The 12,791-nt window shown below is 74.1% G+C and carries 17 protein-coding genes; 9 read left to right on the top strand and 8 right to left on the bottom strand.

The window, feature by feature from the left end; genetic code table 11:
- Window positions 1–43: 43 nt before the first annotated feature.
- From GD880_RS14465 to GD880_RS14480, 4 genes are all read right to left on the bottom strand, one after another.
- A complete protein-coding gene (locus tag GD880_RS14465; RefSeq protein ID WP_226909688.1) occupies window positions 44–586 on the bottom strand; it encodes a flavin reductase family protein in 543 nt (180 codons plus the stop codon).
- A complete protein-coding gene (locus GD880_RS20825) occupies window positions 583–1,125 on the bottom strand; it encodes an NAD(P)H-dependent oxidoreductase (protein WP_226909689.1) in 543 nt (180 codons plus the stop codon). Before GD880_RS20825 ends, GD880_RS14465 begins: the two co-directional genes overlap by 4 nt.
- A gap of 614 nt (window positions 1,126–1,739) precedes the next feature.
- On the bottom strand, window positions 1,740–2,186 hold the full coding sequence (locus tag GD880_RS14475) for a hypothetical protein (RefSeq protein WP_152232322.1): 447 nt from the start codon (window positions 2,184–2,186) through the stop codon (window positions 1,740–1,742).
- Window positions 2,183–2,740 (bottom strand): RNA polymerase sigma factor, encoded by a 558-nt coding sequence (locus GD880_RS14480; protein WP_152232323.1) that lies wholly within the window; start codon window positions 2,738–2,740, stop codon window positions 2,183–2,185. The genes GD880_RS14475 and GD880_RS14480 overlap by 4 nt, the downstream gene beginning before the upstream one ends.
- Window positions 2,741–2,883: 143 nt before the next feature.
- Between GD880_RS14480 and GD880_RS14485 the strand changes: the two genes are divergently transcribed.
- The 6 genes from GD880_RS14485 to GD880_RS14510 all read left to right on the top strand — a co-directional run bounded on the left by GD880_RS14485 (window position 2,884) and on the right by GD880_RS14510 (window position 5,562).
- Window positions 2,884–3,357: an Asp23/Gls24 family envelope stress response protein gene (locus GD880_RS14485; RefSeq protein ID WP_226909690.1), complete on the top strand. Its 474-nt coding sequence runs from the start codon at window positions 2,884–2,886 to the stop codon at window positions 3,355–3,357.
- The gene (locus GD880_RS14490; protein WP_226909691.1) at window positions 3,354–3,719 is read left to right on the top strand and encodes a hypothetical protein; all 366 of its coding nucleotides are present in this window, start codon (window positions 3,354–3,356) and stop codon (window positions 3,717–3,719) included. The genes GD880_RS14485 and GD880_RS14490 overlap by 4 nt, the downstream gene beginning before the upstream one ends.
- A gap of 2 nt (window positions 3,720–3,721) precedes the next feature.
- Window positions 3,722–3,901: a DUF2273 domain-containing protein gene (locus GD880_RS14495; RefSeq protein WP_152202996.1), complete on the top strand. Its 180-nt coding sequence runs from the start codon at window positions 3,722–3,724 to the stop codon at window positions 3,899–3,901.
- Window positions 3,894–4,247 carry an Asp23/Gls24 family envelope stress response protein gene (locus GD880_RS14500; RefSeq protein ID WP_152232324.1) on the top strand — a complete coding sequence of 118 codons (354 nt, stop codon included), beginning with the start codon at window positions 3,894–3,896 and terminating at the stop codon, window positions 4,245–4,247. Before GD880_RS14495 ends, GD880_RS14500 begins: the two co-directional genes overlap by 8 nt.
- 203 nt (window positions 4,248–4,450) lie before the next feature.
- On the top strand, window positions 4,451–4,987 hold the full coding sequence (locus GD880_RS14505) for a DUF6286 domain-containing protein (protein ID WP_193314529.1): 537 nt from the start codon (window positions 4,451–4,453) through the stop codon (window positions 4,985–4,987).
- Entirely contained in the window at window positions 4,984–5,562 is a 579-nt protein-coding gene (locus tag GD880_RS14510; protein ID WP_152232326.1) for a hypothetical protein, read from the top strand. Before GD880_RS14505 ends, GD880_RS14510 begins: the two co-directional genes overlap by 4 nt.
- A gap of 9 nt (window positions 5,563–5,571) precedes the next feature.
- Here the strand turns inward: GD880_RS14510 and GD880_RS14515 are convergent, their stop codons facing one another.
- The 3 genes from GD880_RS14515 to GD880_RS14525 form a co-directional block, all read right to left on the bottom strand.
- Entirely contained in the window at window positions 5,572–6,726 is a 1,155-nt protein-coding gene (locus GD880_RS14515; protein WP_152232327.1) for a cystathionine gamma-synthase, read from the bottom strand.
- Between the two features lie 10 nt (window positions 6,727–6,736).
- Window positions 6,737–8,101: a cystathionine beta-synthase gene (locus GD880_RS14520; RefSeq protein ID WP_152232328.1), complete on the bottom strand. Its 1,365-nt coding sequence runs from the start codon at window positions 8,099–8,101 to the stop codon at window positions 6,737–6,739.
- Window positions 8,102–8,251: 150 nt separating this feature from the next.
- Window positions 8,252–8,671, bottom strand: coding sequence for an STAS domain-containing protein (locus tag GD880_RS14525; protein ID WP_193314530.1), 420 nt, complete (start codon window positions 8,669–8,671; stop codon window positions 8,252–8,254).
- 166 nt (window positions 8,672–8,837) lie between these two features.
- Between GD880_RS14525 and GD880_RS14530 the strand changes: the two genes are divergently transcribed.
- Both GD880_RS14530 and GD880_RS14535 read left to right on the top strand, forming a co-directional pair.
- Window positions 8,838–9,191 carry a hypothetical protein gene (locus GD880_RS14530; RefSeq protein WP_152232330.1) on the top strand — a complete coding sequence of 118 codons (354 nt, stop codon included), beginning with the start codon at window positions 8,838–8,840 and terminating at the stop codon, window positions 9,189–9,191.
- Window positions 9,192–9,278: 87 nt separating this feature from the next.
- The gene (locus GD880_RS14535; RefSeq protein WP_152232331.1) at window positions 9,279–9,974 is read left to right on the top strand and encodes a TetR/AcrR family transcriptional regulator; all 696 of its coding nucleotides are present in this window, start codon (window positions 9,279–9,281) and stop codon (window positions 9,972–9,974) included.
- Window positions 9,975–10,022: 48 nt separating this feature from the next.
- Here GD880_RS14535 and GD880_RS14540 read toward each other — a convergent pair whose 3' ends face one another.
- Window positions 10,023–11,021 carry a metal ABC transporter substrate-binding protein gene (locus GD880_RS14540; RefSeq protein ID WP_152232406.1) on the bottom strand — a complete coding sequence of 333 codons (999 nt, stop codon included), beginning with the start codon at window positions 11,019–11,021 and terminating at the stop codon, window positions 10,023–10,025.
- Between the two features lie 224 nt (window positions 11,022–11,245).
- On the opposite strand from GD880_RS14540, the gene GD880_RS14545 reads away from it, so the two are divergent.
- Window positions 11,246–12,385 (top strand): YibE/F family protein, encoded by a 1,140-nt coding sequence (locus GD880_RS14545; protein WP_152232332.1) that lies wholly within the window; start codon window positions 11,246–11,248, stop codon window positions 12,383–12,385.
- Window positions 12,386–12,791 lie beyond the last annotated feature (406 nt).

Here is a 12,791-nt window from a genome sequence, read left to right on the forward strand (position 1 = left end):
GGATGCCGTGGTCGGGCGTCCGTGCGGAGGGATGGGACCGAACTCAGAGGAGCCGGCTGTGCTCCCCGAGCTGGTGGTAGGCGTGGTCGACGTAGACGAGCGGGTCCTGGCCGGCGTCGTGGTCCGCGAGGACGGCGCGCACGACGACGAGGAGGCTCTCCCCGGCGGGGGTGCGCTGCTCGATGTGCCCGCGCACCCAGGCGGCGCCACCGCGCAGCACCGGCTCGCCGCTGGGCAGGGGCAGCCAGTCCACACCGGCGAAGCGGTCGACGTTCTTGCGGGCGAACTGGGTGGCGAGGTGGGCCTGGTCCGCCGCGAGGAAGTTGACGGCGAGGGAGGACGCGGCACGCACCGCCGGCAGCGACGACGACGTCCCGGCCACCGAGAAGCCGAGGAGCGGGGGCTCCGCGGAGATGGAGAACACCGAGGTGGCGGTGAACCCGACCGGGCCGTCGGGGCCGCGCAGGGTGATGACGGCGACGCCGGCGGGGTGGTTGCGGAAGACGGTCTTGAAGCGCTCTGCGCTGATCTCCGCCGGGGCGACGCCGGGCAGGTCGAGGGCGTAGCTCTCGCTCGCGGCGCTCACGCCGTCACCGCCGTCAACGCGGCGAGGGCCGGGCCCTCGGTCGCGATCCACTCCGCCACCAGCGCGTGGGCCTCCGGGAGCTGCGTCTCGGTGGCCAGGACCGGGCGGGTGGGCACCCGGGCCCCCAGCTCGGTGAGCACGGGGCGCAGGTGCAGGTCCGCGGCGGCCAGGTGCACCGGGTTGCCCGCCACCTGCACCGGTACCGCGGCCACGCCGGCCAGGCCGCCGGCGCCGTACCGGTCGAGGAACGCCTTGAGCAGGCCGGTGTAGGTGGCCTTGTACGTGGGCGTGGCGACGACCAGCACGGCCGCCGAGGCGGCGGTCTCCAGCGCCCGCTCGAGCGCCGGCGTCGCCGGTGCGAACAGGTCGCCGGCGAGCGCCGAGAGGTCGACAAGCGCGGTGCGGGCGCCGAGGCGAGCGGCGACGGCGGCCGCCACCTGCTCGCCGAGCTGCTGGGTGCGCGAGTCCGGTCGCGGGTTGCCGGAGACCGTGACGACGGTCAGCGGACCGGTCACAAGGGGAAGAGGCGTGGTGGTCAAGGTGAGCTCCTGGGACGTCAGGTCGCCCGGACCGGTCCACGAAGGACCGGGAACGCTTCGGCGGGCGATGGCGAACGGGCCGCGCGGCGAAGGTGCCGCGGACCGGCGGGAGAAAGAGCGGGGGCGCTCGGAGGGTCCGCGCCGATGGGCGGCGCAGACCGGCGCCGGCTCGGCGGCGGCACGTGAGACGGTGCGACCGGCGGCGGCGCCGCGCGGAGGCCTGGGGGCCGCTAGGGCCGGGGGCGGCTCAGGCCGCCGGGGTCTCCGCGCGCCGGGGCATTCGACACCAGGTCGGCATGGCGTGCGGGAGCGCGGACGGGGTGGCGGTGACGTCGCGGTGACGGTCAGCGCGGTGCGCGTCGTGCACGACATCCCCCTTCGTCTCTCATGGCGCCTCTGCGGCGGCGGGCCACCTGGCCCGGCAGTGAAGAAGGTACGACGGCACGTCCGGAACCTCAGCCCTCGTCACCTGGCCGAGACGTGCCCGACGCCGCATCTCGTCCCGCGGTCACTTCGGGGGGATTTGCCCGACCCCCTTGCCCCGCCCGGGCGGATGCGATAAACGCGACCGGCCGGCGTCGCCACGGCGGCGCCGGCCCAGACCGGCGAAGCCGCTAGAGCAGCGCCGGGTCGTCCGTGACGTCGGCGATGCCGACGTGGATGGGCAGGTCCCGCAGCCGGTCGGGCGCCAGCCCCAGCGCCGCGGACAGCGCCGCGGCCACCTGGGCCCGCACGTCCTGGGCCAGCGGGAGCAGGGGCGTGCCGTACAGGACGACCACCTCCGCGGTGACAGCCTCGAGCTCTTGCCGGTCGTCGGTCGTACAGCGCACGCGCACGGCGCCGGCCTGGGCGACGGCGTCCAGGGCGTCGCGCACGCAGGCCACGAGCACGTCCGCGGCGACGTAGAACTCTCCCGCGGGGTGCCGTCCCCGCACCGGGGCCGAGGGCCGGAACACCGCCAGGGCGCGGGCGAAGAGATTCTCCCGGATGGCCACCCAGCCACGGTCGGTGTGCTGGCGCAGCGTGGTCGCGGCCCGCTCCAGCGCGCTCTCGCCGTTCATCGCCAGCCCTCCAGCTTCGTCTCCAGGCTCCGCCGGGCCCGATGCAGCTGCCCGCGCACCGCGTCGACCGTGGTGCCGCGGACCGCGGCCACCTCGGCGTAGCTCAGGCCCTCCACCTCGACGAGCAGCCAGGTGGAGCGCTGGGCGAGGGGCAGCTCGCGCAGAGCCCGGTCGAGGGCGCCGAGCAGGTCGCCCGCGAGAGCCTGCTGCTCGGGCCCGGCGCGCTCCGGGGCGGCCAGCGGCAGCTCGTCCACCGGCTCGGTGGGCGGGGGCCGGCGGCGCAGGAAGGTGCGCACCTGGTTGATGGTGAGGGCGAACAGCCAGGTGCGCAGCGCGGCCTCGCCGCGGAACGCGGGCAGGCCGCGCCACGCTGCCACGAGCACCTCCTGCAGGCAGTCCTCGGTGTCCCCGGCGTCCTCGAGCATCCGGTAGGCGTACCGGTAGAGCGCCGGGCCGTGCCGGTCCGCGATCACCCGGAACGCCGTCCGGTCGCGCAGCGCCGCACGCCGGGCCAGTGCCGCGTCGGGCAGGTCCTCGCCCGCTCCGCCCGCCATGTCGCCCCCGTCCGCGCCGACAGCCAGGTGTGACGCACCTCACAGCCACGTCGCCGTGAGGTTCGCGCCGAGGTGCGCGTCTCACCTATGACCGTGACATCGGCGACAGATGTCGGCAACTCGGCCAGCGAAAGGAACCTCCTGTGAGCGAGCAGACGCAGGGCACCTCCGGCGGCGCCGTCAGCACCCGCGAGACCGCCATGTCCCGGGGCGGCTCGGCCCTGAGCACGAGCCGGGGCACGACCACGATCTCCGACGTCGTCGTGAGCAAGATCGCCGGGATCGCCGCCCGCGAGATCAACGGCGTCCACGCGATGGGCTCGGGGACGGCCCGGGCCTTCGGGGCGATCCGCGAGCGCATTCCCGGCAGCACGACCAACCAGTCCATGGGTGTCCAGGTCGAGGTCGGCGAGACCCAGGCGGCGGTCGACGTGTCCATCGTCGCCGAGTACGGCGTGGCGATCACCGACCTCGCCGAGGGCATCCGCCGCAACGTCATCAACGCCGTCGAGCGGATGACCGGGCTGGAGGTCGTCGAGGTCAACATCGACGTCGTCGACATCCACCTGCCGCAGGACGACACCCAGCAGCCCGAGCAGGAGCCCCGGGTCCAGTGACCACCGCCCCGTCCCCCGCCCCGCCGGCGGCCGTGGTGGCCGTCGCCGTCGCCGAGGTGGTCCTCGCCGTCCCCGGCGTTGCGCGGCTGCACCCGGGCGCCTTCGGGGAGGTGGGCACCTACCTCCCCGGGCGCCGGGTTCCCGGGGTCCGGCTGCGGCCCGACGGCGTCGAGGTGCACGTGGTGGTGGAACGCGCCCTGCTGGACCGGCGGGTGCCGCTGCCCCAGGTGGCCGAGCGGATCCACCGTGCGGTCGCCGCCCTCACCGGCGGGCCCGTCCACGTCTTCATCGACGACCTCGCCGAACCGCCTCGTCCCCCGGCCAGCGGTGTGCCGCTGGCGGCCCCCATCCCCCTGGAGTGACCATGTCCGGCTCCGTGACCGGCCTGTTCGCGGGCCTGCTGCTCGCCGTCGCCGCCCTCGTCGGCGGGTTCAACGGCTTCCTCCTCGCCCTCGTGCTGGGGCTGGTCGGCTGGCTCATCGGCGCGGCCCTGACCGGCGAGCTCAACCTCGAGAGCTTCCGCTCCGGCCGCGGCCGTGGCTGAGCAGCGCGGGGCGGTGCGCGTCACCGACCGCGTCGTCGAGCGGATCGCCCGCACGGCGGTCCTCCAGGTCGACGGCGTCGCGCCGGAGGGCTCCACGACCGGCGCGATCGGCGGCGCGCTGGGCCGCACCTACCCGCGGGTGGACTGCACCGTGGCCGGCGACCACGTGCGCGTCTCCGTCGAGATCGAGATGCTCTGGCCGGCGTCCGCCGCCCGGGTGGCGCGCGAGGTCCAGGAGGCCGTGGCCGACCAGCTGGGACGGTACGCCGGGCTGCGCGCCGACACCGTCCACGTCCTCGTGGCCCGGGTGGCGGCCGCGGCGCAGGAGCCCAGGAGGGTCCAATGACCTCCCACCGCCCCCAGCACGCCGCGGCCCGCTCGGGCCCCGAGACGAGCGGGCGTGCGCTCCCGCCCGGTGGTTCCGGCACCGTCGCCGCCACGGCAGGGCCGGGCGGTCCGGCCGTGTCCGGGGCGCCTGACCGACGTGCGCCGGGAGCGGCCGTGGCGCACGAGTCAGGCGCGGTCTCGGGGCCCGGGGGCTGGGAGCCCATGCCGCCCGCGACCCGCCCCACCCGCAGCGGCCCGATCGGCGTCGTCGGGCCGGTGCTGGCCGTCCTGCTGATCGCCGCCGGGCTGGTGCTGCTGCGCGACGCGCTGGTCGGCTACCGCGCGGTCCCCGGGCCCGCGTGGATCCCGCTGGGTCTGGGGGCGGTCGACGGGTTGGCGCCGGGGACGGGGTTCCTCGTGGGCGGGATCATCGCCGTCCTCGTCGGTGTGTGGCTGCTGTACGCCGCCCTGCGCCGCCGGGTCCGTTCGCGGGCCGTGCTGCGCGCGCGCACCGGCGTCTACCTCGCGCCCGGCGACATCGCGCGCCTGGCCAGCGCGGCCGCCGAGGACGTGGGTGGCGTCGTCACCGCCTCCTCCAAGGCCGGCACGCGCTCGGTGCGCACGACCGTCCGCACCACCGGTGGTCCGGGCATCGACCAGGCGGTGCTCGACGCCGTGCACCAGCGACTCGACGTCCTCGACCCTGCCCCCCGCGTCACCGTCGTGGTGCGCGGGCCGACCGGGAGGAGTCGCTCATGAGCCGGGGAGTGCTCGCCGTCGACCGTGTGGTCGCCTTCCTGCTCGGGCTGGTGCTCCTGCTGGCCGGTCTCGCGGCGATCGCCTGGGGGGCCGGGAGGCTCTATCTCGTCTGGCCGGCGGTGCCGGCGGTGCTGCGCCTGCGGGCCCTGCGCGCCGCCGTCGAGCTCGGCTGGTGGGCGCCCACGGTCGCCGTCGCGGGCGTCGTCGCCGTCGCGCTGGGCCTGTGGTGGCTCCTCGCGCACCTCCCCCGGCGCGGCGTGGGCACCCTGGCCCTGCCCGGCGCGGGGGGCGGCGGGCTGCGCCTGGACCCCGACGCCGCCGTCGCCGCCGCCGCGGACGCCCTCGCGCAGGCGCCGGGCGTGCGCTCGGCCTCCGGGAGCATGCGGGACGACCGGGGCGAGCTCGTCGCCCTGCTCGACGCGACCATCGAGCCGACGGCGGACCTGGGCGCCGTCGTCGCCGCCGCCGAGCAGGTCAGCGCCGAGCTCGGGCACGTGCTGAGCCTGCCGGCGGCGCGCTGCCGGGTCGAGCTCTCGGTCGCCCGGCGCGGCCGGCAGCTGGCGCGGGCGGGGTAGGGGTAGGGGTCAGACCCGCACGGCCAGCCGGGCGAGCGCCGCGTCGAGGTCGGCGACGAGGTCGTCGACGTCCTCCAGGCCCACGGACAGGCGCACCACGTTCTCCGGCACCGCCAGCGCCGTGCCGCGCACCGAGGCGTGCGTCATCGCGTCGGGGTAGCCGATGAGCGACTCCACCCCGCCCAGGGACTCGGCCAGCTGGAACAGCTCCGTGCCCTCGGCCAGCACCCGGGCGGCCTGCGGCCCGCCGGCGAGCGCGAGGGAGATCATCCCGCCGAAGCCGGACATCTGCCGGGCGGCGATCTCGTGGCCGGGGTGCTGGGGCAGGCCGGGGTAGTAGACCCGCTCGACGGCCGGGTGCTCGACCAGGCGCTCGGCGATCGCCTGGGCGTTGGCGCTGTGCTGGTGCATGCGCACCGGCAGGGTCTTGATGCCCCGGACCGTCAGCCAGGCGTCCATCGGCGCCGAGACGGCGCCGACGGCGAACTGGAGGAAGCCCACCCGCTCGGCCAGGGCGTCGTCGTCGAGGATGACGGCGCCGCCCAGGACGTCGGAGTGCCCGCCGATGTACTTCGTCGTGGAGTGCACGACGACGTCGGCGCCGAGCGAGAGCGGGTTCTGCAACGCCGGGGAGGCGAAGGTGTTGTCCACGACCACCGTCAGCCCGGTTGCATGCCCGAGCTCGGCCAGCGCGGCGATGTCGGTGATCTTCATGAGCGGGTTGCTCGGGGTCTCCACCCACAGCACCTTCGTCTCCGGGCGGATGGCCGCCCGGACGGCGTCGGCGTCGGACATCTCCACGGCGCTGAGGTCCACGCCCCAGGCGCGCAGCACCCGGTCCAGCAGCCGGTAGGTGCCGCCGTAGACGTCGTTGCCGAGCACCACGTGGTCCCCGGGCGCCAGCAGGGCGCGCAGCAGGGTGTCCTCGGCGGCCAGGCCGGAGGCGAAGGAGTAGGCGTGCGCCCCGCCCTCGAGGGCGGCGAGCAGGGTCTGCAGGGAGTCCCGCGTCGGGTTGGCGCTGCGGTTGTACTCGTAGCCGCCGCGCAGCCCGCCGATGCCGTCCTGGACGAAGGTGGAGGTCTGGTAGATCGGCGGGATGACGGCGCCGGTGGTGGGGTCGAACTCCTGCCCGGCGTGGATGGCGCGGGTGCTGAAGCCAGTCATGAAGATCCTCTCAGGCGCCGGCGAAGGCCAGCAGGTCGTGACGGGTGAGCACACCGACCGGCACGCCGGCGTCGGTGACGAGCAGGGCGTCCGCCGCGCCCAGCGCGGTGCGGGCCACGCCCACCGGTTCGTTGATGCCGATCAGGGGCAGCGGCGGGCCGCTCACCTGCCCGACGGGGTCGCCGAGCTGGACGCGGCCGGAGAAGACGGCGTCCACCAGGGCCTTCTCGCTGACCGACCCCGCCACCTCGCCGATGACCACCGGCGGCTCGGCGAGCAGCACCGGCAGCTGGGAGACGCCGTACTCGGTGAAGATGCCGATCGCGTCGCGCACGGTGTCGCCCGGGTGGACGTGCACGAGGTCCGGCAGGCCCCCGGTCTTGGCGCCGAGCACGTCGGCCACGGTGCGCTCGTCGCCGCCGGGGTGGAAGCCGTAGGAGCGCATCCAGTCGTCGTTGAAGATCTTCGCCATGTACCCACGGCCGCCGTCGGGCAGCAGCACGACGACGACGTCGTCCGCCGTCAGGTCCCGGGCCGCCCGCAGTGCGGCCACCACGGCCATGCCGCTCGAGCCGCCCACGAGGATGCCCTCCTCCTGGGCCAGGCGCCGGGTCATGGCGAAGGAGTCGGCGTCGCAGACGGCGATGACCTCGTCGACCACGGAGGGGTCGTAGGCGCCGGGCCAGAAGTCCTCCCCGACACCCTCGACGAGGTAGGGCCGTCCCTCGCCGCCGGAGTAGACCGAGCCGACGGGGTCGGCGCCGACGACCCGGACGGCGCCGTCGGAGACCTCCTTGAGATAGCGGCCGGTGCCGCTGATGGTCCCGCCGGTGCCCACGCCGGCGACGAAGTGGGTGAGGCGGCCCTCGGTGTCGCGCCAGATCTCCGGGCCGGTGGTCTCGTAGTGGCTGCGCGGGCCGTTGAGGTTGGCGTACTGGTTGGGCTTGAACGCCCCGGGGATCTCCGCGGCGAGCCGGTCGGAGACGCTGTAGTAGGACTCGGGGCTGTCCGGCGCCACGGAGGTCGGGGTGACGACGACCTCGGCGCCGTAGGCGCGCAGCACGTTGCGCTTGTCGTCGCCGACCTTGTCCGGCACGACGAAGACGCACCGGTAGCCGCGCTGCTGGGCGACGAGCGCGAGCCCCACGCCGGTGTTGCCGGAGGTCGGCTCGACGATCGTGCCGCCCGGCCGCAGCTTGCCCTCGGCCTCGGCGGCGTCGATGATCCGTCGGGCGATGCGGTCCTTGCTGGACCCGCCGGGGTTGAGGTACTCGAGCTTGACGAGCACGGTGGCGCGCAGGTCACCGGTGACGTGCTGGAGCTTGACCAGGGGGGTGTTCCCGACGAGGTCGACGACGGTCTCGGCGTACTTCATGTGTGGTCCTCGGGTGGGTGCGCGGCGACGGCGCGGCGCAGGTCGGCGGATGGGCAGGGCTGAGCGTGGGCGCTCAACAACAACACAGGCGGACGACCGAGGACATGCCCGGCACTGTAGCGGACGCGTCCCGGGCGGCGCACCCAGCTGCTACCGGGCGGTGTCGGCGTCGACCGGCGAGACGGCGGCGTCGACCGGCGGGAGGGCGTCGACCGGCGAGACGGCGGCATCGGCCGGCGGGACCACCGCGGGCGTCTCGGGGAAGCCGGGGTCGTGGTCGAGGATCTCGAGCACCTCGCCCATGCGGGTGATCTCCAGGACGAAGGTGACGACCTCGGGGGGCTGGATGAGGCGGGGCGGGGCGGCGAGCCGGCGGGCGAACGAGCCGAGCGCGCCGAGCACCGCGGAGTCGATGAAGGTGACGTTGCGGACGTCGATGTCGACCGGCAGGCCAAGCGCGAGGGCCTCGGCGATGGCCTCGCTCAGCTCGCGGGTGAGGCTCATGTCCGCGTCGCCGCTCAGCACCAGCCTGGTGCGCGCCGGGGACGTGAGGAGAGCGACCTCTCCCATATGGTTCTGCATCCGTTGCCCCCGTTCGGTCCAGACTGCCCAGACCTGAGGGGAACGCTACGCGCCGTCGTTTACTTTGTAAATCCCGTTGCGCGGCGACGGTAATGCCGCATGCATCCGCCAGTTGCGTGATCATGCGACCACCACCCTCCCAAGGAGGAGCGCCGTGAGCTTCGACGCCGAGAACCTGCAGCCGCCGTCCCCCGGGCCCGCCCTGGCCGGCGAGCAACGCGCGGACGGCGCTGCGGTGGCGCCGCGGTCCGCCGTCGTTCTCGTCGCCGGGAGCATCCTGGCCGTCGTCGGCGGCGTGGTGGCGGCCCTGGCCTGGGCAAGCTCGCTCCAGCACGCCCTCGTCGGGGATCTCGCCGGCAGCGACCCGGGCCGAGCTCCGATGGTCCTCGGCGCCCTGGCGGCCCTGGCCGGGATTGCCCTCCAGATCGTCGGCGTCTGGAGGCTGGCCTCCGGGGTTGACTACCTGGCGCAGCGGGAGAAGGACCGAGAGCACGGCCGGACGTCCTGACCCACCCAGACATGCCAAGCCCCGGGGCGACGGCTATGGTCGCGGTGAGCCCAGAACGGACATCCCGGACAGGCGTGGAGGGGTGGGATGGCGCCACGCAGCACCGAGCGGCCGACACTGACCCGAGAGGGCATCGTCGAGGCGGCCATCACGCTCATCGACCACCAGGGCCTGGGCGCGCTGAGCATGCGCCGGCTCGGCTCGGAGCTCGGCGTCGAGGCCATGGCGCTGTATCGGTACGTCAACGGCCGGGAGGACCTGCTCGAGGCCGTCGTCGACGACCTCACCTCCCGGGTACGCCTGTCCGACGACCTGCACCTCGGTCCGCACGGCAGCTGGCAGGCCTACCTGCAGAAGCTGGCGCACCAGATTCGAGACCTGACCTTCACCCACCCGCAGGTCTTCCCCCTCATCGCCACCCGGCCCCCGGCCGCCCCGTGGCTCCGGCCCCCGCTGCGCAGCCTGCGGGTGGTCGAGGACTTCCTGCAGGTCCTCACCGGGGAGGGCTTCAGCGACGACGACGCGGTGGCGGCGTACCGCACGTTCACCAGCTTCCTCATCGGCCAGCTCCTGCTCGCCGCGGCCCAACGGGGCGCCCCCATGCCGGCCTCCGGGGAGATCGACGAGGGCGACGCCTCGGCGCCTCGCAGCACGGAGGCGATCGCCGAGTACCCGGCCATCGAGCGGCTCCGGGGCCGCCTGGCCGAGGACCACAGCGACGCGGAGTTCGAGCGGGCGCTGGAGGACCTGCTCAACCGGATCGACGCGCGGGTGAGCCGGTAGATCGGGCGACATCTCCCGCTCCCGCCACCTGCGAGAGTCGTGGCCGTGTCACGCGCATCGCAGCGCCTCCTGGAGTGCGGTGAGGTTCTGCCGCATGACCTGCTGGTAGTCCTTCGCCGGGTCCACGAGCCCCTCGACGGGGTCGAGCACGGCGGTGGTCACGCCCAGGTCCGCGGCCAGGGTTTCGGCCACCTTGGGGTTGACGAGGGTCTCGGCGAAGATGGTGCTGACGTTCTCGGCGCGGACGACGTCGGCGATCTCGGCCAGGCGCGCGGGGGACGGCTCCGCCTCCGGGTCGAGGCCGGCGATGCCCACCTGGTGCAGGTCGTAGGCGTCGGCGAGGTAGCCGTAGGCCTCGTGGGAGACGACGACGGTGCGGATCTCGCAGGTCGCCAGGCCGGTGCGGAACGCGTCGTCGAGCGCGGTCAGCTCTGCGGACAGGCGCTCCGCGTTGGCCGCGTAGTCGGCGGCGTTGTCCGGATCGATGTTCGCCAGCTCGCCGGCCACCTCGCCGGCCACCGCCGCCAGGCGCGCCGGGTCGAGCCAGAAGTGTGGGTCGGCCCCGCGCGCACCGTGCTCGTGCTCGTGCCCGTGCTCGTGCTCGTGCTCGTGCTCGTGACCCTGCCCGTTCCCGTCTTCGCCGTCGTGGCGCTCCTCGGCGGCCGCGGCGAGGTCGGCGTGAGCGGCGGCGTCGACGACGTGAGCCGGGGCGCTCTGCCCGACAGCCTCGTCCACGGACGGCTGAAAGCCGTTCAGGTAGACGACAAGATCGGCCGTGCCCAGCTGCGCCACGTCGCGGGGGGCCAGCTCGACGTCGTGCGGCTCGGCCCCTTGCGGGGTCAGGCTCGCCACGGTGACGTGCTCCCCGCCGACCTGCTCAGTCACGTACTGCAGCGGGTAGAAGGACGCCAGCGCCTCCACCCGGCCGTCCTGGCCTGGAACGTCGGGGACGTCGCCCGACCCGTCACCATTCGAGCAGGCAGCCACGGTCACGGCCAGCGCGAGCGTGGTTGCCAGGGCAAGGAGGCGTCTCGGGCTTCGACTCATCTCGTTCATGAGACTGATTCTCATTACATCTGAGACTGATAGTCAAACTCGATGTGTATCGGCGTGGCCTTCGCGGCAGCCCGCCCACCGTCGGTGAGCATGGCCAGGTGCCCCGCTCAGACGCTCCGCCAGTCCCCCACTCCCGCGCCTCTGGGGCGCCCGTGCTGGCGCCGACGGAGTCGCACCGGGTGCGGTGGAGGCTGACGGCGATAGTGGTGCCGCTGATGGTTGCCACGGTCGTCGGCCTTGTGCTCCTGTGGCCACGCGGCGAGACCCCGGTGCGCTCAGTGCCCGTGCACGCTCCCGGCACGAGCATCGAGATCGGCACGGTGGTCGACATCCTCGAGGAGACGGGCTCGGCCGAGTTCGGCATGGGCGGGCAGGTGCGGGTGGAGCTCGAGACCGGTCAGGGGGCGGGCCACACCGTGCCCGCCCAGGTGCCGCCAGAGGTGATGGCCAACGGCGTGGACGTCGGCGACCGGATGCGGCTGATGGTCATTCCCGAGGCGCTGGGCACCGGCAGCCCCTACATCTTCTGGGACTTCGAGCGTACGGTCCCGGTGGGGTGGCTCGCCCTCGGCTACGCCCTCGCCGTCCTCCTCGTCGCCCGTTGGCGCGGGCTGGCCGCCATGGTCGGCCTGGGCGCCTCACTGGCCGTGATGGTGGTCTTCGTGCTCCCGGCCCTCATGCTGGGGCACCCGCCGCTGCTCGTGGCACTGGTCGGCTCGGCCGCGATGCTGTTCCTCTCCCTCTACCTCGCCCACGGCGTCTCGATCCGCACGACGACCGCCCTGCTCGGCACCTTCGTGGGCCTGGCCATCACGGTCGTCCTAGCCCTGTGGGGCACCCGGGCGGTCAACCTGACCGGCACCGGTTCCGAGCAGTCACTCACGTTGATCAACGCGTTCCCGAACCTGTCCCTGGCCGATCTGCTGCTGTGCGGCATCGTCATCGCCGGGCTCGGCGCCCTCAACGACGTCACGATCACCCAGGCCTCCACCGTGTGGGAGCTGCACGCGGCCAACCCCGCCCTGTCCCGGCGCCGGCTGTTCTCCCAGGGCATGCGCGTGGGACGCGACCACATCGCCTCCACCGTCTACACCCTGGCGTTCGCCTACGTCGGCACCGCGCTGCCGATGCTGATGCTCGCGGCGCTGATGGACCGCTCGGGCCTGGAAACCCTCATGTCCGGCGAGATCGCCGAGGAGGTCGTGCGCAGCCTCGTCTCCTCCATCGGCCTGGTCCTCGCCGTCCCGATCACCACCGGCATCGCCGCCCTGCTCGCGCCCAACACTCCCTCCACCTCCTCTCGCACGGCCCAGACAGGTCTTGCGGCCAGCGGCTCCACAGTTGGTGGGCAGTGATCAGGTCGGTTACCTGAAGGTCATCGCCAGGCTCGGCGGGGCGGCGCGCGGCGAACCACGGAGCTTGTCGACCACTCCGACCCCGGCTCGCAGGGCCGATTCCAGTGGTGGTCGCAGGGCCTCGGCGCTTCAACATGCGACCTGCACAGCTGGCGGTCGCCGGGCGGGGCGGTCGGGGCTAACGTTCCTCCACGACGAGGGAGGCTGATGATGGCCCGCTGGCTGCCGGTCGTCGCGGCGCAGGTGCCGGCCCGGGATCCTGGACATCGCCCGCACCATCGGCGGGGACCTCTTTGGCGCAATCTTCCTGGCGACCGTCATCATCCCCCGTTCACCGCGGGCATCGCGATCCAGGCCGCAGGGTCCCGCCTCATGTACGCCATGGGTCGCGACGGCGGCCTCCCGC

Source organism: Georgenia ruanii, assembly GCF_009193175.1.
GTDB lineage: Bacteria > Actinomycetota > Actinomycetes > Actinomycetales > Actinomycetaceae > Georgenia > Georgenia ruanii.